Below are 21,571 nucleotides of genomic sequence, written 5' to 3' on the forward strand. Positions count from 1 at the left end.
TCCCGCCGTGCCGATCTACTGTCCGCTTAATGGCTTACAAGAACGACGCCCATGGGCAATCCCAGCCCATGCACAACCGCTCATCCTTCTGCTCACCCCCAGGGTGACAGGCATGATTTAATCTCTTTTGGGCTCGTAGTCAGCCGCGGCCGAGCGCACCAACGGCCGCAGAACGTTTACGAATGCATTCAGGCGATCGGCCAGCCAAGCGAATGCCTCAGCTTGCACTTGCGGATCAGATAAAGGCGCGAACCGGTGTTCTTCGATGATCCGCGGCCTGCCGTCCTTCTCCGTCAGCTTCGCGTTTCCGCCCAGCGCACCTCTGACCTCTGCCCAATTCTCCGCAATCGTCTCCATCGCGTATTCACCAGCCGTATTGCGATTGGAGGACAAGAAAATGCCCACTTCACCCTTATACAAGTCGCGATAGACAGTGAGCCAGGAACTGCCATTGGGCGCGGGAAGCATGAAGCCGAGCCAGCCTTTGCGCGATGCCTTGGGGATCTGCTGTTCCGGATCCGTCAACCGGAGCTGCTGCAGGAAGTGGGACCAAAAATCGAGGCGTTCCTGCATTAGTGCGGCGCGATCCGGATCGACCTCTGCGTCGATCGCAGCCTCTTGCGAATCCTCGATCGCCAGGCCCAGTCCATCCGGCAACGCGACCACATTGCGGGTCACGAGCTTCGTATGGGCGAGCACGCGCGGAACGACCAGCCGGCCGATGCCGTTCGGCATCTCATAGACCGGCAGTTCGACCAGCCCGAGCGTGAAATGCAGCGATACATGATCATGCAGATACTCGGCAATGGCCTCCACGCCTTCGCGAATTCCGTCGCCAACGATCAGGAGCAGAAAGCGCCCACGACGTAGATTGTGCGTCAGCGCATCGTTGAACTGGATCTCATCGACGCCCGGGTGCACCTCGCGCACGCGCGCGAGCAGCGGATTGCCTTCGATGCCGAGCCGCTCCTTCACGGCACGCTGCAAGTCGGCAGAGGACCAGCGGCTGAGTTCCTTCGCATAGTCCAGAATCTGGCCGACGACCTCGCGCCGCGCTTCCGGATTGCGCCAAAGCTTGCATTCGACTAGCACCGGCAATCCCGATGCGGTGACCATGAAATTGTCGATCGATCCGGCCGGCGTACGCAATTCCGTGCAAATAGCCACAGGTTCGACGAACATCGGATCGATCTCAGCGACTGGCAGACAGCCAGGATGGCGCTGGACCCATCCTTGAATGTCTGCCTCGCTGACAGAGTCAGCCCCTGACTGCTTGTCGAGCGCCATCAGCCTGGCTGCCTCGGTGATACCGGAACCAACGAAAAGTGGGCTGCAATGTTGCCGTGTCATGAGTCTCGTCCTGATGATGGTGTCGTTGTGATGAGCGGGGTCATTGTCCGTGTGTCGCCCCGTTTGCAGCGACGCACCTCGTGTGCTTTTGCGCATTACGCCTCATAATCCGTCAATCGGTCGACGGCCGTCTGCCATGCGCGCTGAATGCCTCACGCAGCGAAAGCGTTTGCTGCCGGCCATAGCAGAGCAGGTCATCGGCAAGGCGATGCCTGCGTTCCCTGTCAGTCGCGGATGATGCTGCTTCCCACCAAGCACGCTGCGGGAATTCGCTGTTCGTGACTTCGATGCATCTGGCAGCATCGGCGACGTCATGCGCCATGCGCGCCCGGGCGTCGGATACACGAGGCGCCGCATGAGCGCCTTCAGTTCCAAGCGCCGTTCGGGCACGCTCTCACCCAGCGCATTCAGGCCCGCACGCTCGACCGACGTCGCGACGATGACCGCGCCATCGTATCCGAGCGCATCGATCAGCGTACGGGTGAAGTCGTCCTTGGAAGGCGCATCGAACGAGTCGAGAAACGCGCGATGAATAAATGTTCCCGACCGCGTCTCCGCAAGGCATGACCATTGAACGGGAATGCGCTGATAAGGCCGCGTCCCGGTCCACAGCGGCACCGGCGACGCGATCGTTTCGAGCCAGAGAAAGTGTCTGGGGTACGCGAGCGCTGGCGGCGAACCGACTGTCGCGTGATGAGCAGAGCGGCCGCCCACCCCACGCGCGCCCGCATTGTGCGTGCCGCAATGCGCCATGAATGGGCAGGCGTAGGGCGAGCAGCAATGAGATCCTGCGGTAATCTGCGGTTCGTCGCTACTCAGCATCAGGCGCAGATCTTCGACGATGCCATCCACCGCCGCTTTTCTGCGCCCGACTTCCGCCGTGACGTCGATATACCGAAGCAATCCGTCATAGTCACCACCGCCCGGATAGACGAAGCGGCTTTCGATGCACGCAAGCGTCACCTTGTGAACCGGATAACCGGCGCCTTCCGCGACCCAGGCTTGAGTCGCGCAATCCTGATAGAAGTAGTCCTTCACGGCGTTGGCGGCCTTCACTTCCGTCATGTGCCACCCACCCGCGTATGGCGCAAATCCGTCCGCGCGCGCGACGACGTTCCGATGCGAGAAAGCTGCTTCATAGACCATCGATCCTCGGTCCGACGCTTGCTTCAGCGCCACACGCGTTTCCGCGATAGCTTTACCCACGTCCAGCACGTGACCGATCAGTTCGCCCTGTCCCATGAGCGGACGGGCGCGTTCACCAAACAGATGCCCCATCCGGAAGATGTGCTCGCTCGCGGGTGAAACGCGCGCAAGGTCGCGACGATGCGTTTCCAGCCACAACCGTCTGCGACATTGCACACCCGCCATGATTTTCGATTTGGAAAGACGAAAGTCTCTGGACATATCCGCTTTGCTCGAACCGTCGATCTCGATCAGGGTATCGACAGAATGAGACAAAATGTGTCTCGCCGAAAACACGAACCAGCGTCGCGGCGGTTAGTTTCGCCACCGCTTATCCGAACACTTATTGGTTCGGCTCGGCGCGATGTCGTCTGTAGTTGTCAACTAATCCCGGACACTGCGTTAAGTTTTTCTTCCGCAACAGCTGGTGCCAGTCCGTCGTTGAACTGATGCGGTCGTATCCAGTCGTACCGGTGCATCAGATAGTGGCTGATATCCCGGTGCGCTTCCTGCGCCGACATGTATCCCACTGACGGCAGCCATTCCGTCTTGAAGCTGCGGAACAGCCTTTCCATCGGGGAGTTATCCCACCAATTTCCTCGACGGCTCATGCTCTGCTGTATCCGATAGCGCCAGAGGCGCTGACGGAATTTCCGGTTTGCATATTGGCCGCCTTGATCCGAGTGAAACAGCAAGCCTTACGGTCGACCACGCTGCTCATAGGCCATCTCCAACGCCTGTACGACCAGATCGGCATCAGGGCGTGTCGAGAACGACCAGCCAACAACCCGACGCGTGAACAGGTCGAGTACTACGGCCAGATAATGCCAACGGCCCTGCGCCCAGACATACGTGATGTCACCACACCAGACCTGATTCGGCGTACCAACCTCGAATTCGCGATTGAGATGGTTCGGGATATCGATCCGCTCGACCGTGGCTTGCTTGTAGGTATGGCGCCCCGGCTGCTTGCAGATCAACCCGAGCTCTTCCATCAAGCGGCTGACCTTGAAGCGGCCAATTGCCGTACCTTCCTCACGCATCATGCCCATGATGCTGCGACTGCCAGCAGAACTTCGACTTTCGATGAACAGCTCACGTACTCGGCTACGCAGTGCCATGCGCTCGGCATCAACGCGTCTGGCTCGCCCTCGGCGGGCATACAGGCAGGACCGCGATACGTCGAATACCGCGCAGATCAGTTCGACCGATTCGCTTGCGCCAATCTGATCAATTACTTCGTACGTTCGATGCCTTCCAACATCAAGAGCGCGGTAGCCTTTTTCAAAATGGCCTTCTCACGCTCGAGGCGTTCGATACGTGCCTTGAGTTCCTGAATACGCTGTTGATCCGGCGTGATTGCCTTGCCCTGTGGCGTGACGCCCTGGCGTTCCATCTGAAGTTGCTGCACCCAGCGGCGCAGCACCGTCTCGCCAACGCCGACCGAGCGGCTTGCTTCCATATGGCTATTGCCCTGCTCGAGCACCAGACCGGCGGCGTGCTGTTTGAACTCCGGGGAAAACGTACGTCGTTGCTTGCGCATCAGACACCTCTTCATGGCGACCATTCTCGCCTAAATCAGCGTCCGGATTCATTAGACCACTACATACACGTCGACATTGCCTCGGCACCCTGGCGAATGTGGTCGCTTCTCCGGTTGCTCCGTCAGAGACTCTTGTCATTGTCGGCAAAATGGCGCAGCGATCTTTGGTGCGAGGACCATGACCATTAGTTGCGCTTTCACTTCAAGTCGGAGTTCCGTGACACTGTAACGTCGTGACGTGCTGGGTTGAACGCATATCGCAGCCAAGCTGTCGGCTAGGTGCTACGGCCGGAGTGCTGACCCAGCAGAAAAAAATCAAGCATCATTTCCTGGACCGCGTCGACCATCTCGACGCCGCTCGAGGTCTTGCAACCTGCGGACTGAGCCGCCTTTAATAGCGGCGTCATGCCGTGCCCGGCAATCACGTCACCCACGAACATGGACGAATCCAGCAGGTCGGCGGACACCGGAAGCGGATCGGTTTCGGCAAGTCCCATCGGAGTCGCGTTAAATACCAAGGTGCAGCCAACTGGATCCGCCGGGCCGACCCGCACACGGTTTCGGTCAAGGTCGGAGAGTAGAGCCTTCAGATGCGTAGCGCGAGATTCGTCTGCGTCATAAATGATCAGTTCGCGTACGCCCGCGGTGAGCAACGCGATGGCGATCGCACTGCCCGCCGCACCGGCACCGACCAGCAACGCGCGCCCATCCTTCAATCGCGCGCCGCGATCAGTTTGCGCTTTTACAAACGCGAGGCCGTCTAGCATGTCGCCGTGCCATGTACCGTCAGGATTGCGACGTATGACACTGACGCAACGAAGCAATCGAGCAGTATCGGAGCTGGTCGCACAGCAGGCGAATGCCGCTACTTTGTGCGGCATCGTGACCAGCAGGCCGTCAACGTTTCCCGTCAGCGTTAGCGCCTGCATGACCGGCTCAAGATCGGCTTTCGCCACCTGCATGGGCACGCATAGCCCGTTGTAGTCGCGTAACTTAAATCCCCGTGTCAATTGCTGCGGCGATTTCACGAACTCGATGGGGTCGCCGATGATTGGAAAAAGACGCGTGGCGCCATCGAGCTTTTCAGGCATCGGGTATCTCTCGCATTTATCTAACAACGCTTTCGGCGTCTGAGCGCCGCAGGATTTTGCCGGTCGCGGTGCGCGACCGCGTACCCGTCATCGAACTCAGATAGGCGCTAGCGCAATTCGCTCGGTAAGCAGCGTCGACACGTTCATTAAATTGATCCATGGCAGGCTCGAAGCTCGCGCCTCTCGTCATTCCGGCAACGCTGATTCGACCGCGCTGCAGCGGGTTCGCGGCGTGATACCAGCCAGAGGCATGGCCGTTCTATCCGCGCACGTTAAAGGTCACCATCGACGACAACCGACCAGATCCATGTCAGTACGACAGGTTACGCCAACGTCGCGAAACGGCTAGAAATGCAGGTTGTCGCTCACAGCGATTGCTTTGATCTCATTTTCAGGCCACGTTGGCATCCGCCCCCGAGGTTGTCAATCGGTTGCCACGCTACTGGAAGCAGGTCAGCCGGGGCGCTTTTCAAGCACTTCCTTGACGACTGGAAGTGCTGTAAAGACACTCGGCCAACCCGCATAGAACGCTAGTTGCGTCATGACTTCCGAGGCCTGTGTTTTGGTCAGTCCGTTATCCATTGCTCGGTTCAGATGGTAAGTCAGTTGTCCGACCTGACCGGTGGCAACCAGCGCGCTGACGGTTGCAAGACTCCGGTCTCGCGGCGCCAACCCTGGCCGCAGCCATAGGTCGTTGAACAGCGTGTCTCGCGTGAATTGAACGACCCCTGGCGAGACTGCGCCGAAATTGTGTTGCACCACCACCTCGCGCTCGGCTTCTGCTGCCTCGTCGAGAGGAAGAAGTTCAACAGACGCTAGCGGAAGTTGCGCTGACGTAATTCCACGTCTTTTGAATACATCGCTGGTCACTTTTATAGCCGCCGTCGCATTGGCCCAACCGGTATAGAACGCGAGGTGCGTGATGATCTCTGAAATCTCGCTGGGGTTAAGGCCACTGTCGAGTGCGACATCGAGATAAAACGGCAACTCTGTGGCCTGACTGCGCGCGATCAACACCGAGAGCGTAACGACGCTTCGGTCCCGCGTCGAAAGTTGCGGACGCTTCCAAAGGTTGCCCAGCACGACATCGGTCGTATAGTGCTCAAGGACGGGCGACACGGCGAGCATTCCGTCAATCAAGTTGACGGGGGAACAATGATCTTGACCTTCCATAGCACTCTTCCTTTCGATTTCAAACAGACGGCGCACCGGACGAGAGCGCTATCGCTACAGCGAGTAATCTCATGGGTCAGCTCCTCGCCGGCGTTCGCGGGTTTCGCCGCACTGGGTTGTTGTTCCGGAAGCACGTGTCCGACCCGACGGACTTTTCGCAAATATGAACATAGCGCACGGCGCAGTAGTTGAATTGCAATGTAATGCACATACTCGAGACCGACTAGGCGTTAGAATCGGCAAACACCTATGAGGCCAGTTCACTAATGCGTCGCGAAAGCTATAACGATTTATTGGCGCTGATCGCGGTGGCACGCGCGCGCAGTTTTACCCGTGCGGCCGCACACCTCGGCGTGTCGCAGTCCGCTCTGAGCCACACCATTCGCTCACTTGAAACCCGTCTTGGGATAAGACTTTTGATCCGAACTACGCGCAGCGTGGCGCCGACCGAGGCGGGCGAGCGTCTTCTACGGACCATCGCTCCTCGGTTTGAGGAAATCGATGCGGAACTGGCCGCCGTCACCGAATTCCGCGACAAACCTGCAGGCACGATTCGAATTACCGCGACCGACTACGCGATAGAAACGCTCCTGTGGCCCAGGCTAGCGAAGGTCCTGCACGACTATCCGGATATCAAGGTTGAGATCACGACCGACTATGGCCTTTCCGATATCGTGGCGGATCGCTACGACATTGGCGTTCGCCATGGCGATCAGGTCGCCAAAGACATGATCGCGGTGCGCCTTGCACCGCAAATGCGTATGGCAATTGTTGGTACGCCGGAATACCTCGAGAAACATGTACGTCCGAAGAAACCCCAGGATCTCACTGGGCACCAGTGTATAAATCTGCGTCTGCCGACGTTGGGTGGCTTCTATCCCTGGGAGCTCAAGAAGGGGAACCGAGAGGTGCAGGTTCGAGTCGATGGGCAACTCGCATTTAACGGGACCTACCAAATGTTGGCAGCGGCGCTGTCGGGATATGGACTCGCGTACGTTCCAGCAGACTTGGCCCAGCAGCATGTCGCAGCGGGGCTTCTCGTGAAGGTACTGGAGGACTGGTGTCCCGTCTTTCCAGGTTTGCACGCCTGTTACGCGAACCGTCGAGAGTTCTCTCGGGCGATGACGGTGATCATCGACGCAATCCGCTATCGCAATGACGGATCGAAGACATGACATGCAATTAATGAAGCCAGTTCATGGGAGCTTGCGATTTCAAAGGATTTATCACTGATCATCGACGGTCTATCATCTATCTCTGACGAACACCGCGCGCGCTACCTGCAACAGGAAGGTAGCGCTTTCGCAACCGCAGGCCCAGCCCTGCATGGAGATTATGATGGACTATATATATCTGGGTCGCAGCGCCCTCAAGGTTTCGCCCCTATGTCTGGGGGCAATGATGTTTGGCGGCGAAACGGATGAAGCCACATCGCACCGGATTATCGACAAGGCTTTCGACCAAGGCATCAATTTCCTCGACACCGCCGACGTTTATCACACGGGCCGGTCCGAGGAGATCGTTGGTCGGGCGATCGCGCAGCGACGCGACGACTGGGTCGTGGCGACCAAGTTTGGTTACCCGGCGTCTGCTTCAGCTCGCCCCAACGAACAGGGGCAATCGCGCAAATGGATTTACCAGACGGTCGATGCCAGTCTGAAGCGCTTGGGTACCGATTTCATTGACGTTCTCTACTTTCATCGCTCGCTCAACGATGCGTCTCTAGAAGAAGGCGTGCGGGCGATTGGTGACCTCATTCGTCAGGGGAAGGTGCGTTACTTTGGTTTGTCCAATTTTCGGTCTTGGCGTGTTGCGGAAGTCGTTCGTCTCGCTGATCAACTTGGCATTGATCGCCCGGTTGCGCTTGAGCCGGTGTACAACATGGTGGATCGCACGGCAGAGGTCGAACTGATGCCTGCTGCCGGACATTACGGCATCGGTGTGGTGCCTTACAGCCCGCTCGCACGTGGCGTGCTGACTGGCAAATATGCGCTCAACGGTGCCCCGCCTCCTGATTCGCGCGCGGGCCGAGGCGACAAGCGCATTCAGCAGACCGAGTGGCGACCGGAATCGCTCGCCGTCGCGCAAAAAGTCGCGACGCATGCTGCTGAGCGCGGTACGACTGCAATTGCGTTTGCTATCGCATGGGTGTTAAAGAACAGACTCGTGAGTTCCACTATCGCCGGTCCGCGCACAGAAGCGCATTGGGATAGCTACATGGATGCACTAACACTGCAACTCGGACCCGAAGACGAACAATTCGTCGACAGTCTGGTTCCTCCAGGGCATGCGTCGACGCCCGGTTATACGGATCCAAACTATCCAGTCGAAGGACGACAGACGATGGCTTAAACTGCCTTATAAGGAGCCGCAACCGCTCGAGGAGACGCGGGTGGGCCTGCGGGTCCCCGGCGGTTGCCTGGTTGGAGACGCGGCCGTCCCTTCCCGTTGTGTCGTGTTTTGTGTAACTGGGCAACGCGCATATCTCTGCCTCGGCTACACATCCCGTCTCTCCTTGGTTGGAACTGCTAAGCCCCAGGGCGACGCCGTCGTTTGTTGCACGGCGACGCTAGCGCTCTTCAAGCGGGCTAAACCTGACGCCGAAAATGCATGTCCCATTTATCACGTGCAGCGGCCATGTGCCATCAGCAGTCCAGTGTCGGCTTCTGGCTCGATTGCGGCATTCCGGTCGCAAAATTCGTCACGACATTTCCTAGGCGTAGCTAGCCTATTCGAGCTCCAGCAATTGCTGATGCAGCACTTCCACGCGTTGCAGATGCGCACTGCCTCTCGCGAAGATGTTCCGCCACCAACGAGCATCTTCGATTCGATATTCGCGGCACGCAGACGTGGACCTCGAAGGCCTGATTATCGCTACTCGTAACATGGCCAGGTACACAATCTCGCCAATGCGCCTGTTTTCGCGCGTCGTGGTATCAATCTGGACGATCTGCGTCACTGCGCGGCGGCCGTGCAGACCATCGATAATCCTCGCGTCAATGGCGCGCATGCTGAACACCGAGACCGCGATCATCGTGCCCAACAAGTAGGACGACAACGGCAAATGGATGGGAATCGCGTCGCAAGCGTGTGAGCGGCTACAACTTTGCGTACTCAACCTCGGCGTGCCGAGCGTACTTGTAGGCTTCAACATTGACACGAGGCACTTCCGCCTGCGGCACGTTGGCGAGAGATGGGAAACTTGGCGCAGGCGCGAGCCGGATCACCACTCATGCATCATCGAACTGGCGAAGCCGGGACGCCTTGCGCGCGCCGTCGTCGAGACGACATATTGCAAAGGCAATTTGTGTTGTTCGATGGTGCCGCAAGTATGGAATGCGGCACCGAAGCTTGCTGATCAGCGCGAAACCCTTGCGGCGAATGCTTCATAAAGAACTTCCGTAGACATCCCCTTTTTAGATCTAGTCGCGATGTAGCGGGATTCATTGCGGTCTTTGCGAAGCTCTGCCAACATCAGTTCGTTTCGCAGGCGCCTAAAGAAAATCACCTTGAGTGAGTTGAAGCGAGGATGTTTGCGAGGCGCTGAGCGGCCAGCGCATTACTCGGCGGCCAAGGGCTTTCACTTCTAAAAAAGGACTTGCAATGATCTCGACTTTTACGGCCCCTCGCTATGAGCATGGATGAACGTTACAATTTTTCTCACGAGCCCCTGCGCCGAAGAGATGCCAACTAAGATGGCAGACCGAGGCAGCTTTCGGTCCGCCATCCTATCTGGTTAGAGTGTCGCATGTGAACGTTCGATTGCCGTCCTTGCATCACGCGTTGAAAGCTCAGAACCGCACTGCTCATTCTCTTTTACTTGGGCAAGGCAAAGGCCACCACGAAATCGCCTTTCTTGGTGGTTACAGAATTACCTCCTGCGCTGATCACCACGAATTGCCGGCCGCTCTGTGACGAGATATATGTCATTGGCGTCGTTTCCGCACCGACAGGCAAGCTGCCTTCCCAAAGTTGTCTGCCTGTTCGTACGTCGAGTGCCCTTAAATTTAGGTCCTGCGATCCCGCCATGAACACAATTCCCGAAGACGTCGTCACCGGCCCGCCGCGGGTTGGCATGCCAATAGGAATCGGCAAATGCGTGGCGATGCCTAGCGGGCCCGTTTCCTGGGTGGTTCCCAGCGGCATCGACCAGACGACCTTGCGCGTCGACAGATCCACCGCGCTGATGGTGCCGTATGGTGGTTCCTGGCATGGGATGCCGAGTGGCGAAAGGAACCGCCCCTGCTCGATGCCCCATGGCGTTCCAGTCTGCGGAGCACTCCCTTCGTGACCGCCGTTCGTAACGTTGGCCTTATCGTAGGCACTGCGTTGAAGCATGCGGTTCCAGATGGGAACCCGTGTATCGTTGACGATCAGGTAGCCCAGATTCTCAGCGATGGAAACGGAACCCCAGTTCATGCCGCCAAGCCAGCTTGGATACTGAATTGTCCGCCGCTCGCTCGGAGGCGTGAATTCGCCCTCGTAACGGGCCTGGCGAAATTCAATCCGGCACACAAGCTGATCCAACGGCGTAAGACCCCACATGCGCCTCTCGCTTAGCGGCTCATTTCCAAATGCGGGCATGCCCACTGAATACGGCTGAGTAGGCGAAATCCTGTCGTCGGCCACGCCGCCTTGCGGAACATGTCTTTCCTCTACCTTGGCAATAGGATGGCCGTTACGTCGGTCCAGCATGAAAATCTGGCCGCGCTTGGTGGTCTGGATGAGGGCAGGCACTGTGCCGCCGTGGCCGTCAGGTACGTCGTAGAGCGCGGGCTGCGAAGGGACATCGTAATCCCAGAGATCATGATGGACAGTCTGAAAATGCCAACGCTCTCGGCCGGTATCGATATCCAGAGCGACGATGGACGAGGAGTATCGGTCGTCCGCTTCGGATCGATGCCCGCCCCAGAAGTCTGGTGTGGCGTTGCCCGTGGGCAAATAGATCAGCCCCAGTGAATCATCGAACGAGGGCGTAGACCAAACGTTTGGCGTGCCTCGCGTATAGCTCTCGCCTGCCGGCGGCAAGCGAGTGATGGAGGGATTGCCGAGATCCCAAGCCCAGACCAGCGCCCCGGTGTGTACGTCGAACGCCCGAACGACGCCGGATGGCTCTCCGACTTTCTGGTTGTCCCAAACCAGTCCCCCGACCACGACCAAGTTTCGCACGACCGTTGGAGCCGCAGTCGGAAAATAGAGTTCGGGATCGGCATTACCCATGCCCGTGCGCAGGCTCACGCTTCCGCCGACACCGAAGTCTGTGCAGGGTTTGCCCGTGATGGCATCGACGGCGATCAGGCGCGAATCTACCGTCGTGGAAACGATTCGACGCGTACACAAAGCTTCTACAGCCGGTGCCCGATTGCTCACGCCCGCACCGCCAGTTGCATCGCTGTGATACGCAACGCCGCGGCATCGTGGATACACGTTATTCGCCTGTGCATGTGAATCGAACTGCCACAGTTCCCGGCCCGTTTCTGCATCGAGCGCGAACAGTCGGCTCGATTGCGTGCAGCCGTAAAGCCGACCATCGACATAAAGCGGTGTGACCACGTGCCCCGCTTTGGGGCCCGGTATCTCTCCGGTCCTGTAGGTCCAGGCGATCTGCAGACCCGCCACGTTCTCGGGTGTGATCTGACTTTCAACGGAATGGCGCGTGCCAGACGGCGTGCGCCCATAGTAGCGCCAGTCGGCGCCCGCGACCGCGCCTACTGCGCGTCCCGCGACGGGCGGTGATGCGCCGCCAGCCTGCAAAATGGGGCGCGGCTGCAGAGACGCGTAGAGCGTCGCGGCTAGAATTACGGCGACAACGGCAGCACCCGGGTAAGCAAACTTCATCGAACGCGGACGGGGTCCGGCATGAAACGATTGGATGAGCAATAGAAGCGGCAGCGCGAGCACGACGAACAAGAACAGTCGCGAGAATAGCGGCCAGAAAGCGAACCCGACTTCCCAGATTGCCCATGCGATCGTTACGACGAGTGCCAACATATACAAAGCGACACCGCGAGGCCGGCGGCGAACGATCAGCAGGCCCGCCGTCGACAGCAACAAACCCGCGATCGCGAAGTACCATGATCCGCCGAGCACGATCAGATAGACGCCTCCGCCCAGCAGCGCAATTCCGAGCATCAGAATAATCACACCGAGTCCGACGAGTGTTACGGCCCCGATCTTGTGCATTTTCACACGCAGCATCTGGTCAGTATCCTTTTAAACGTCCGTGAACTCAGCGAACCGTGTATCCGCCATCGATAGGCAAGGCGTGGCCAATTACGAAAGTCGAGGTCGGACCGCACAACCAGAGCACCGCATCTGCGATCTCTTCTGCACGTCCGAGTCGTCCAATCGGGACTTCCTTCATGAGTTCGGCCATCGCCGAGGGCTGACTCTTCAGCATGCCCGCAACCATTGGCGTCTCGATGATGCCCGGACAGATCGCGTTGACCCGAATGCCCTGCGGTGCGCACTCCAGCCCGACGCTCTTCGTCAATCCAACGACGCCGTGCTTCGACGCATGGTAGATACCGCGGCCGGCAATGCCGACGAGTCCGCCGAGCGACGAATTGTTGACGATCGCGCCGCTTCCCTGCGAGCGCATTTGCTGCAACTCGAATTTCATGCAATTCCAGATTCCGCGAAGATTGACACCCATCACGAAGTCGTAGTCACCGGGTTCCGCATCTGCAGTCTCCGCAACCGGGCTCTGCACACCCGCGTTATTGAAGGCCGCGTCGAGGCGACCGAAGGTGGAAACGGTCTGGTGCACCATCGACTCCGCCTGGCTGATATCCGCCACATCGCACGAAATTCCGATAGCCTTGAAGCCAGCCGCCTTCAGTTCATCCGCGGCGGCCTGTGCGGCATTCCCGTTCACGTCCGCCAATGCAACCGACGCACCGGCTTTCGCGAACGCCTTTGCAGTTGCTAATCCCATGCCTGAAGCGGCGCCGGTGACCAATGCAACTCGGCCATGAAAATTGAGACTCATGTATATACTCCCTTGAACGGGTTGATGAGCGCCGCATCCGCTGGCGTCAAAGGTTTTTTCGGTAGAAGTCAGCAAGCTTGCTGACGGCCGGCATCACGTACTCCGGCTTGTCGTACATATCGAAGTGCGTTGCGCCAGGAACAATCATCAGTTCCTTCGGCTGCTTTGCCTTAACGTACGCCGTCTGGCTAAAGCTGAGTGTTTCAGCCTTCTCGCCAGCGATGAGCAGCACAGGCCTCGGTGAGACGAGGTCCATATGTTCGAGTGGGTAATACGCCATATGCAGCAACGGACTCGTGACCACATAACGATTCTTCGCGTTCGGATGTGCGCCGCGCGGCGTCAGGTAGTAGTCCGTGGCTTCGCGAATGAAGTTTGGCGTTTCTGTGGTGACACCATCCCGCGACGGAAGAAGTTGCTGCGTTAATACCGGCTCGCCGGCTGCTTCCTTGTTTAGTTGCTCTGCGATGCTTCTAAGCTGATCGCGGCGACCTTCATCCGACACCGGCGATCCTTGGATACCTGATCGGGTAGCCTCTCCGATGTCATACGCGACGACGCTCGCTACCGCTTTCACGCGAAGATCGGTCTGCGCTTCGTTCAACGTATAGCCTCCACCTGCACATACGCCGAGCGCCCCGATCCGGTTCGCATCGACCAGCGGTAGCTTGCTCAAATAGCCGATGGCACTTCGAATATCCGTCACGCGGTTGGCCGGATCTTCCAGATCACGAGGCTGACCGCCGCTCTCACCGTAATGTGATGCGTCGAATGCAAGCGTCACGAAGCCTTCTCTCGCCAACTTCTGTGCGTATAAGCCAGACGTTTGCTCTTTCACACCCCCCCAAGGATGCACGACCACGATTGCCGGATATTTCCTGGAACGATCGTAGCCGGGAGGAAGATAAAGATTCGCGACCAACTTGACCTGACCGGTGTAGAACGCGACCTTTTGCGAACCTGCCACGTTCGCGCCTTGGGCGACACTACTTGCGTTGCAAACATCCGCGTGCGATACCAGCGCGACCACAGCCGTTGCGATAAGCATCGACTTTCTGACAAGAAGCATTTTGGTCCTCAACTTTTCAATCCATAGACTTAAGAGAAGCTCACAGCTTACTATTATGTATTCCTTATCGACCTGATCGATCATCTGACGGTCGAGCGTTGACCTAGCTGTTTAATTGGTCCGGCTTTGCTAGTCGTTGCCTTGGCGTCATGTCACTACGACTCGATTCTAACCGTCAGCACACGATTGACGAAGCTTCTCAGTCAGCTTATAACGATAAGAACGATGCATATATCCGCCGACTTTCGGCAAGTCTACGCGGAAAGCGCGCGCCTCCCATCAGCAAAGGATGCTGGGGTCGAGAAAAACCATGACGATAAAATCTCTGTATCCGTTACAAGGGTCTCCTTAATGCCACGCGACAACTTCAGCGACCTGATGGCCTTCATTGCCGTTGCGCGAGCCGGGAGCTTCACGCGTGCCGCCGCCCAACTTCAGGTCACGCAACCTGCATTGAGCTACAACGTCCGCGCGCTTGAGGCGAAACTGGGCGTTCGGTTGCTCATGCGGAATTCCCGAAGCGTCGCACCTACGGCTGCCGGGCAGCGTTTGCTCGACCGTTTAGCGCCAGAATTCGACGAGATCGAAGCCGAGATCCGCGCCTTAAGCGACCTTCGCGAGAAACCCATCGGCACGATTCGCGTCACCGCGATCGACTATGCGATAAGAAGCACTCTCTGGCCAAAGCTGCTGAATTTCCTTCCGCTCTATCCGGATATCAAAGTAGAACTCGTCAACGAGTATGCAAGTGTCGACATCGTTGCGCAAGGCTACGACGCTGGCGTGCGATTCGGCGAGGAACTGGCGCAGGACATGATATCGGTAAGGATCGGCCCCGACGTGCGCAACACCGTCGTCGCGTCAAAGGCCTACTTTGCCAAACACACGCCACCCAAGACACCGCACGACTTGACAAATCACGCTTGCATCCGCCTACGGTTATCGACTCGAGGCGGTCTCTATGAATGGGAATTCGTTAAGGGCAAGCGCGTGGTCAATGCGCGCACGGACGGTCCGCTTGTGTTCAACAATGCGTACGACATCCTCGAAGCGGCGAAGGCAGGATTCGGACTTGCCTATCTGCCAGCGGACCTTGTTGACCCTTTCGTGCGCGATGGCGAACTTGTCACGGTGCTTGAAGACTGGTGTCCTACCTGGACGGGACTTCATCTTTACTACCCCAATCGTCGGCAACCTTCGCGTGCGTTCACGTTGCTTGTCGATGCGTTGCGTTTCAAGCTTTGAACAACCGGCCCGTGTTTCTGCTCCGAAGCCGAGTCAGCCCAAACCGCAAAACCTTCATACTTTGAGTCTCTTATGTCAGGCGAAAATTTCCGGGACATCATCGCTTTTCTAGCCGTTGCCAACGAACGAAGCTTCACGCGCGCCGCAGCGAAGCTGGGCGTTTCGCAATCCGCCTTGAGCCATACAATCAGCTCGCTAGAAGCCAGATTGGAACTGCGGCTGCTTACTCGCACTACTCGCAGCGTGGCACCCACCGAAGCCGGACACCGCCTGATCGAACGGGTCGCGCCACGGTTCGACGTAATCGCCGACGAGCTCGCCGCATTTGACGAACTCAGACACAAACCTGCAGGCACGGTTCGCATCACGACGTCCGACTTCGCGGCGAACTCGGTTCTCTGGCCCAAGCTATCGAAACTTCAGCCGCAGTATCCCGAGTTGAAAATCGAGATGTCGATCGACCCCGGCCTGACCGATATCGTCTCGGAGCGTTTCGATGCGGGTATTCGCTTTGGCGATCAGATCGCCAAAGACATGAGTGCGGTACGCATCTCGCCGGACATCCAGGTTGCGATCGTCGGCGCGCCTTCTTACCTCGACCAACACGCGGCTCCGAAGATTCCTTCGGATCTTACCCGGCACGCATGCATCAATGTGCGTTTCTCGGCTAGGAGCGGTCTGTATGCCTGGGAGCTCAAAAAAGGCAAGCGCAATGTTCAGGTACGCGTGGACGGGCCGTGGACCTTCAACTGCATCTATCCCGTGCTGGATGCCGCGCTAGCCGGGTTTGGCCTGGCATACGTACCTGAGGAGATGGCACGGGAACATATCGAGAGCGGCCGGCTTCGGTCCGTGCTAAAAGACTGGTGCCCGACTTTCCCCGGTCTGCACATCTGCTACGCAAGCCGGCGCGAATCGTCGGCCGCGCTTTCGCTGATCGTGGAGACGCTGCGCTACACAGACTGATCCGTAGACGTGTCTTGAGCTTCAACCCGCGCGCTTCTCTAGTACCTCCTTCACAACCGGCAGCGCCGAAAACACCTTCGGCCAACCCGCGTAAAAGGCGAGTTGCGTCATCGCCTCCGATGCTTGCGCGCGCGTCAGCCCGTTATCCATTGCCCGGTTGAGGTGGTAGCCGATTTGAGCGATCTGTCCCGTCGCGACGAGGGCACTTACCGTCACAAGACTTCGATCGCGAGGCGTGAGTCCGGGCCGCAGCCACAGATCGCGGAACAGAACGTCGGTTGAGAACTGCGCGACGCCAGCAGCAATCCTGCCAAAATTCTGCTGAACGCCGTTCGCCCGCCGCGCTTCCGCTGCCTCGTCGATCGGCAGCCGATCGCCCACAGCTGGCGGAATCTGATCGGCCGTAATGCCGCGTTTTTCGAACACAGCTTTGGTTATGCCCACCGCCGACGTGGCATTGGCCCAGCCCGAATAGAACGCGAGATGCGTGATGATCTCGGAGATCTCGCCGGGCTTTACACCGTTGTCGAGCGCAAGATTGAGGTGATAGGGCAACTCGACTGTTTGATTCAATGCGATGAGCACCGAGAGCGTCACCACACTGCGATCTCGTGATGAGAGATCGGGTCGCTTCCACAACTCGCCAATTACAACATCCTCGGTGTAATGCGCGAGCGCTGGCGAGACGGCGTTCATGTCCGAGAGCGTAGGCGCCGTTGCAGCATTCCTTTGCACCGTCGAACAGGCAGATAGGGCTGCGCAAAGAGTCAGAGTTGATAACAGGAACAGCTTCATGAATGATTTCCCGATGTTTAGTTGCCGTATTGCTCGTCTGTGACCTTTTCCATCCATTGGACGTTGTTACCGTCGACCGCTTCCTGAATCGCGATGTGAGAAACGCTCGTGGTCGCGGCCGCGCCATGCCAGTGCTTGACGCCAGGTGGAATTGTGACGATGTCGCCCGCCTTCATCTCCTGCTTCTTCCCGTCCCATTCCTGCACCCAACCGGTGCCTGCCGTGATAACCAACGTCTGTCCCAGCGGATGGGTATGCCATGCCGACCGCGCGCCTGGCGGAAAGGTGACGAGGCCGCCCGATACACGCGAAGGATTTTTGGCCGGAAAGAGTTGAGTGACGAGCACCGAGCCCGAGAACGAACTGGCTGATCCATCGGACTGCGTCAACGAATCTTTCTTGATTACGGCAATCGTCGGCGGCGCGGATGAATCCGTATGCGCGCTTACGGAGACGCAAAGCAGGACCGACATCAAGATTGGTTTGAATAGGCTCATCTGATGCCTCTGCGAGAACGGTTGCAAGATCAGCAATCGCAAGACGACGTGGATTCGTCTCGAAAGCCAACAACTACCTTACAATTTATCTGGTTTTTTCCCTCGTGAATAGGGTGGATAATCTGCATACAACCATGAAATTCGCTCATTAATTCATTGCAAACCGTGCGAGTACGTTGTATGAACCAGGAGATTCATGAGCGGTGTTTCTACGACTTGTCGACCGGAAAGTCTTTTTCAAAGAACGTCCTGATCTTATGATTTCAATCAACTAACGCCCTCGATCCGTCGAATTGCCCGGAGCATCGCGTCGAACATGAAGCAGACGGCGCAGGTCGATGCGATGTCGCAAGCCGTCCGCCTGTTCACTGGTATTCGCCAACAGCGGATAGCCGCAGCACGGCGTAATCGATCTCGAACCGCATAGCAACGGAGCTCTTCGATGACTGATCGTATCCAGGCCATGCGCACCTTCGTGCGCATCGTCGAAACCAACAGCTTCACGCGCGCAGCGCAATCGCTCGACATTCCAACCGCCACCGCAACGAGGATCTTGCAGCAGCTCGAATCCATGCTCGGTACTCAGTTGCTGATTCGCACCACGCGGCGCCTCAGCGTGACTATCGAGGGAGCTGAGTACTACGATCGCTGTTCGCACATCCTTGCCGATGTCGATGCGCTCGAAGCAAGCCTTCGCGACCAACGCCAAAATCCAAGTGGACGCCTGCGTGTTGAAATGCCATGGGTCGCCGCGACGGCGGTCGTGCTGCCGGCGCTTCAAGAATTTCACGAGCGTTATCCGCTCATCGACCTCGCCATGGGCGTCAGTCATCGCGATGTCGATCTCGTAGCGGAAGGCGTCGATTGCAGCATCCAGCTCGGAGCGCTTCCCGACTCGCTGCTCGTCGCGCGGCGTCTCGGCAGTCTCGACTATGTCACGTGTGCCAGCCCGGAGTATCTGCTGCGCAAAGGCGTCCCACGCGATCTCGATGAACTGGGTGACCATGTAGCCGTCAAGTGCATGTCCGAGCAGAACGGACAGGTCGCGGGCCTCGATTTTCAGGTGGACGGCGTGTCGCGCGTAGCCGAGGTCCGCGGCTTTCTTGCGTCAAGCGATGAACACGCATATGTCACGGCCGGACTGCAGGGTCTTGGGCTTATACAACCCGCGCGCATCGTGGCCCAGCCTTTCATTGAAGCCGGACGGTTGCAGGAAGTCTTGCACCCGTTCAAACCCGCGCCGACGCCAGTCTCCGTTGCTTACGTAAAGGGGCGCCACGAATCCCGCCGGGTTCGCGTCTTCGTCGACTGGCTCGCGGAACTGTTCGGACGAACCAAGCTCATCGACGCTGACCTGTCACGCGTTCGGCATCTGATTGAAAGCGAACGATGCTCCGCGTGATTACTTTCGTGGATTTCCTCCCGAAAGCGTTTAGCGGACGTGGACGCCGTTCACGTGACGACAGGCAATCTGTCGAGAAGCTTGTCGAGGGTAACCGGATATTCTCGTACGCGCACGCCGGTGGCGTTGTACACGGCGTTGGCAATCGCTGCAGCAACACCCGATATGCCTAGCTCCCCGACGCCTTTCGCCTTGAGCGGTGAGATTGTTGGATCCACCTCGTCGAGAAAGATCACTTCCTGATGCGGGATGTCGGCATGAACCGGCACTTCGTAGCCAGCGAGATCGTGATTCACAAAGAACCCCCGCTTCTTGTCGACGACGAGTTCCTCCATTAACGCAGCGCCTGCACCCATCGTCATCGCGCCGATTACCTGGCTGCGCGCGGTCTTCGGATTCATGATCCGCCCCGCCGCGCAGACAGCCAGCATTCGCCGGATCCGAATTTCACCGGTGGACGAATCCACTGCGACTTCGATGAAGTGCGCGCCAAACGTTTGTTGAGCGTAACGCTTTGCGAGATCGCCGTATTCCATCTCGTCCTCACCGACCAGATCACCCTTTATCGCCGCCTCGGCTAGAGAAACGGCGCGGCCCTCCGCGCGTACCCGCCCTCCTGCGAATTCGGCGACACTGCCTTCGAAGCCGATCCGCTCCAGTACGGCTTCGCGCAGTTTCATGCACGCCGCGTAGACGCCCGCCGTAGAAGACGCCGCTCCCCATTGGCCGCCGGAGCCCGGCGATTCCGGGAAACGCGAGTCGCCCAAGCGGACGACTACCTTATCGATTTCCACGCCCATCATCTCCGCGGCCGTCTGGGCGATGATGGTATAGCTCCCGGTTCCTACGTCAGTCATATCCGTTTCGACTGTGACCACCCCGTCTCTGTCGAGTCGCACCCGCGCCGCCGATTTCACAACCGGTGCGCCGCGGATCGCGGCAGCCATCCCCATGCCGATAAGCCAGCGCCCTTCACGCTTCATTCCCGGTCGAGCCTCGCGCGCGCTCCAGCCGAAGCGTTCGGCGCCAGTCCGCAAGCACTGAACAAGCTCTCGGGCCGAGAACGTTCGTTGCGGGTTCTCCGGATCGACTTGAGTGTCGTTCTGAACGCGAAATTGAACCGGATCGATCGCGAGTTTTTCCGCCATTTCGTCCATCGCGATTTCAAGCGCCATCATGCCCGTCGCTTCTCCCGGCGCCCGCATCGAATTGCCTTCGGGAAGGTCCAAAACAGCGAGGCGAAGATGCGTCATCCGGTTCGCACCAGCATAGAGGAGGCGCGTCGAGGTGGTCGCCGACTCAGGCCGGCCGCCACGAAGATTGCCGGACCAGCTCTCATGGCCGATGGCGGTCAGCATTCCGTCCGGCGTCGCGCCGAGGCGAATGCGTTGGATGGTAGCCGGGCGGTGCGTCGTATTGTTGAACATTAGCGAGCGTTGGAGCGCGACCTTAACGGGTCGTCCCGCCGCGCGCGCGCCAAGTGCGGCCATTACGCAATCCGAGAGAATCGTGCCCTTGCCGCCGAAGCTTCCGCCGATGTAGGGCGTGATGATGCGGATATTGTTGGCAGGCAAGCCGAGAATGCGGGCCAGGTCCCGCACGCCCCAATTAAGTTGCTGAATCGGACTCCAGCAGGTCAGTTGAGGTCCCTGCCAAATTGCGATGGTCGCGTGCGGCTCCATCATTGCGTGACTCTGGTCGGGTGTCGAGTAAGTCTCGTCGAGTGTGACTGGCGCCGCGGCGAACGCCCCTTCGAAGTCACCGACGGCCGTTTGCGGCGGCGGACCGAATGCGCCTTGCTTCGGAGTGAACGCCGTATCCTTGACCGCCGCCAGGTCGAAAGCACCTTCGCCGCGCACGTAGTTTATACGCACGAGTCCTGCTGCCGACCGTGCAGCTTCAAACGTCTCGGCCACGACAAGAGCGATCGCCTGGTGATAGTGATCGATCTGCGGTCCCGCGAGCGGCCGGTCGATATAAAACTCGCCTGTTCCAATCTTGCCCGCGTTTTGCGCTGTTACAACGGCGAGCACACCCGGCGCACGTTTCGCGTCGGATACATCAATCGTGGCGATGTTGCCCTTCGCAATTCCGGCTCCTACGATATAGCCGTATGCTGCATCCGGCGCTGCCTCATTTTGCTCGTAGGCGTACGTCGCACGACCGGTGGTCTTGAGCCGTCCTTCGAACCGGTCGACGGGCTTGCCGACAACTTGCAACTGGTCGATCGGATTGACGGTAGCGAGTGCGTCGAATTTCATTGC

At 58.4% G+C, this 21,571-nt stretch carries 17 protein-coding genes and 2 pseudogenes; 6 read left to right on the forward strand and 13 right to left on the reverse strand.

Translation table 11 applies throughout. The features are described from left to right. Positions 1-117: 117 nt before the first annotated feature. From NCT03_RS30200 to NCT03_RS30225, 6 genes and pseudogenes are all read right to left on the reverse strand, one after another. Complete coding sequence (locus NCT03_RS30200) at positions 118-1,350, reverse strand: hypothetical protein (RefSeq protein ID WP_250495070.1); 1,233 nt, start codon at positions 1,348-1,350, stop codon at positions 118-120. 102 nt (positions 1,351-1,452) lie between these two features. Further along, the gene (locus NCT03_RS30205) at positions 1,453-2,757 is read right to left on the reverse strand and encodes a DUF2779 domain-containing protein (protein ID WP_250495071.1); all 1,305 of its coding nucleotides are present in this window, start codon (positions 2,755-2,757) and stop codon (positions 1,453-1,455) included. A gap of 158 nt (positions 2,758-2,915) precedes the next feature. Continuing rightward, positions 2,916-4,078: pseudogene (locus NCT03_RS30210) on the reverse strand (IS3 family transposase). Between the two features lie 275 nt (positions 4,079-4,353). After that, complete coding sequence (locus NCT03_RS30215; protein ID WP_250495073.1) at positions 4,354-5,169, reverse strand: shikimate dehydrogenase family protein; 816 nt, start codon at positions 5,167-5,169, stop codon at positions 4,354-4,356. Between the two features lie 16 nt (positions 5,170-5,185). Beyond that, a pseudogene (locus NCT03_RS30220) lies at positions 5,186-5,416 on the reverse strand (DUF2255 family protein); the annotation flags it as partial. Between the two features lie 206 nt (positions 5,417-5,622). Further along, entirely contained in the window at positions 5,623-6,342 is a 720-nt protein-coding gene (locus NCT03_RS30225; protein WP_250495074.1) for a carboxymuconolactone decarboxylase family protein, read from the reverse strand. A 266-nt stretch (positions 6,343-6,608) separates the two neighbouring features. Between NCT03_RS30225 and NCT03_RS30230 the strand changes: the two genes are divergently transcribed. Together NCT03_RS30230 and NCT03_RS30235 are read left to right on the forward strand one after the other, a co-directional pair. After that, on the forward strand, positions 6,609-7,517 hold the full coding sequence (locus NCT03_RS30230; protein WP_250495075.1) for a LysR family transcriptional regulator: 909 nt from the start codon (positions 6,609-6,611) through the stop codon (positions 7,515-7,517). A 163-nt stretch (positions 7,518-7,680) separates the two neighbouring features. Next, on the forward strand, positions 7,681-8,694 hold the full coding sequence (locus NCT03_RS30235; RefSeq protein WP_250495174.1) for an aldo/keto reductase: 1,014 nt from the start codon (positions 7,681-7,683) through the stop codon (positions 8,692-8,694). Positions 8,695-9,070: 376 nt separating this feature from the next. Here NCT03_RS30235 and NCT03_RS30240 read toward each other — a convergent pair whose 3' ends face one another. Then, entirely contained in the window at positions 9,071-9,352 is a 282-nt protein-coding gene (locus NCT03_RS30240) for a hypothetical protein (RefSeq protein ID WP_250495077.1), read from the reverse strand. A gap of 58 nt (positions 9,353-9,410) precedes the next feature. Here NCT03_RS30240 and NCT03_RS34240 point away from each other — a divergent pair, with 58 nt between their 5' ends. Next, positions 9,411-9,734 (forward strand): hypothetical protein, encoded by a 324-nt coding sequence (locus NCT03_RS34240; RefSeq protein WP_350030188.1) that lies wholly within the window; start codon positions 9,411-9,413, stop codon positions 9,732-9,734. Positions 9,735-10,158: 424 nt separating this feature from the next. Here NCT03_RS34240 and NCT03_RS30245 read toward each other — a convergent pair whose 3' ends face one another. From NCT03_RS30245 to NCT03_RS30255, 3 genes are read right to left on the reverse strand one after another with little or no spacing between them, the layout of a single operon-like run. After that, a complete protein-coding gene (locus NCT03_RS30245; RefSeq protein ID WP_250495079.1) occupies positions 10,159-12,540 on the reverse strand; it encodes a membrane-bound PQQ-dependent dehydrogenase, glucose/quinate/shikimate family in 2,382 nt (793 codons plus the stop codon). A 31-nt stretch (positions 12,541-12,571) separates the two neighbouring features. Beyond that, entirely contained in the window at positions 12,572-13,333 is a 762-nt protein-coding gene (locus NCT03_RS30250; protein ID WP_250495081.1) for an SDR family NAD(P)-dependent oxidoreductase, read from the reverse strand. A 46-nt stretch (positions 13,334-13,379) separates the two neighbouring features. Continuing rightward, the gene (locus NCT03_RS30255; protein WP_250495082.1) at positions 13,380-14,486 is read right to left on the reverse strand and encodes an alpha/beta hydrolase; all 1,107 of its coding nucleotides are present in this window, start codon (positions 14,484-14,486) and stop codon (positions 13,380-13,382) included. A 267-nt stretch (positions 14,487-14,753) separates the two neighbouring features. Between NCT03_RS30255 and NCT03_RS30260 the strand changes: the two genes are divergently transcribed. Together NCT03_RS30260 and NCT03_RS30265 are read left to right on the forward strand one after the other, a co-directional pair. After that, positions 14,754-15,647 carry a LysR family transcriptional regulator gene (locus NCT03_RS30260; RefSeq protein WP_250495175.1) on the forward strand — a complete coding sequence of 298 codons (894 nt, stop codon included), beginning with the start codon at positions 14,754-14,756 and terminating at the stop codon, positions 15,645-15,647. A 72-nt stretch (positions 15,648-15,719) separates the two neighbouring features. After that, positions 15,720-16,613, forward strand: coding sequence for a LysR family transcriptional regulator (locus NCT03_RS30265; RefSeq protein ID WP_250495084.1), 894 nt, complete (start codon positions 15,720-15,722; stop codon positions 16,611-16,613). 21 nt (positions 16,614-16,634) lie between these two features. On the opposite strand, the gene NCT03_RS30270 is transcribed toward NCT03_RS30265, so the two are convergent. Both NCT03_RS30270 and NCT03_RS30275 read right to left on the reverse strand, forming a co-directional pair. Continuing rightward, positions 16,635-17,408: a carboxymuconolactone decarboxylase family protein gene (locus NCT03_RS30270; protein ID WP_250495086.1), complete on the reverse strand. Its 774-nt coding sequence runs from the start codon at positions 17,406-17,408 to the stop codon at positions 16,635-16,637. Between the two features lie 17 nt (positions 17,409-17,425). Beyond that, on the reverse strand, positions 17,426-17,905 hold the full coding sequence (locus tag NCT03_RS30275; protein WP_250495088.1) for a (R)-mandelonitrile lyase: 480 nt from the start codon (positions 17,903-17,905) through the stop codon (positions 17,426-17,428). Positions 17,906-18,347: 442 nt separating this feature from the next. Here NCT03_RS30275 and NCT03_RS30280 point away from each other — a divergent pair, with 442 nt between their 5' ends. Next, positions 18,348-19,307, forward strand: coding sequence for a LysR family transcriptional regulator (locus NCT03_RS30280; protein ID WP_250495089.1), 960 nt, complete (start codon positions 18,348-18,350; stop codon positions 19,305-19,307). A gap of 50 nt (positions 19,308-19,357) precedes the next feature. On the opposite strand, the gene paoC is transcribed toward NCT03_RS30280, so the two are convergent. Then, positions 19,358-21,568 carry an aldehyde oxidoreductase molybdenum-binding subunit PaoC gene (paoC, locus tag NCT03_RS30285; protein WP_250495091.1) on the reverse strand — a complete coding sequence of 737 codons (2,211 nt, stop codon included), beginning with the start codon at positions 21,566-21,568 and terminating at the stop codon, positions 19,358-19,360. Between the last annotated feature and the right edge of the window lie 3 nt (positions 21,569-21,571).

This window comes from Caballeronia sp. GAWG1-1, from assembly GCF_023631465.1.
In the GTDB taxonomy this organism is placed as follows: Bacteria; Pseudomonadota; Gammaproteobacteria; order Burkholderiales; family Burkholderiaceae; genus Caballeronia.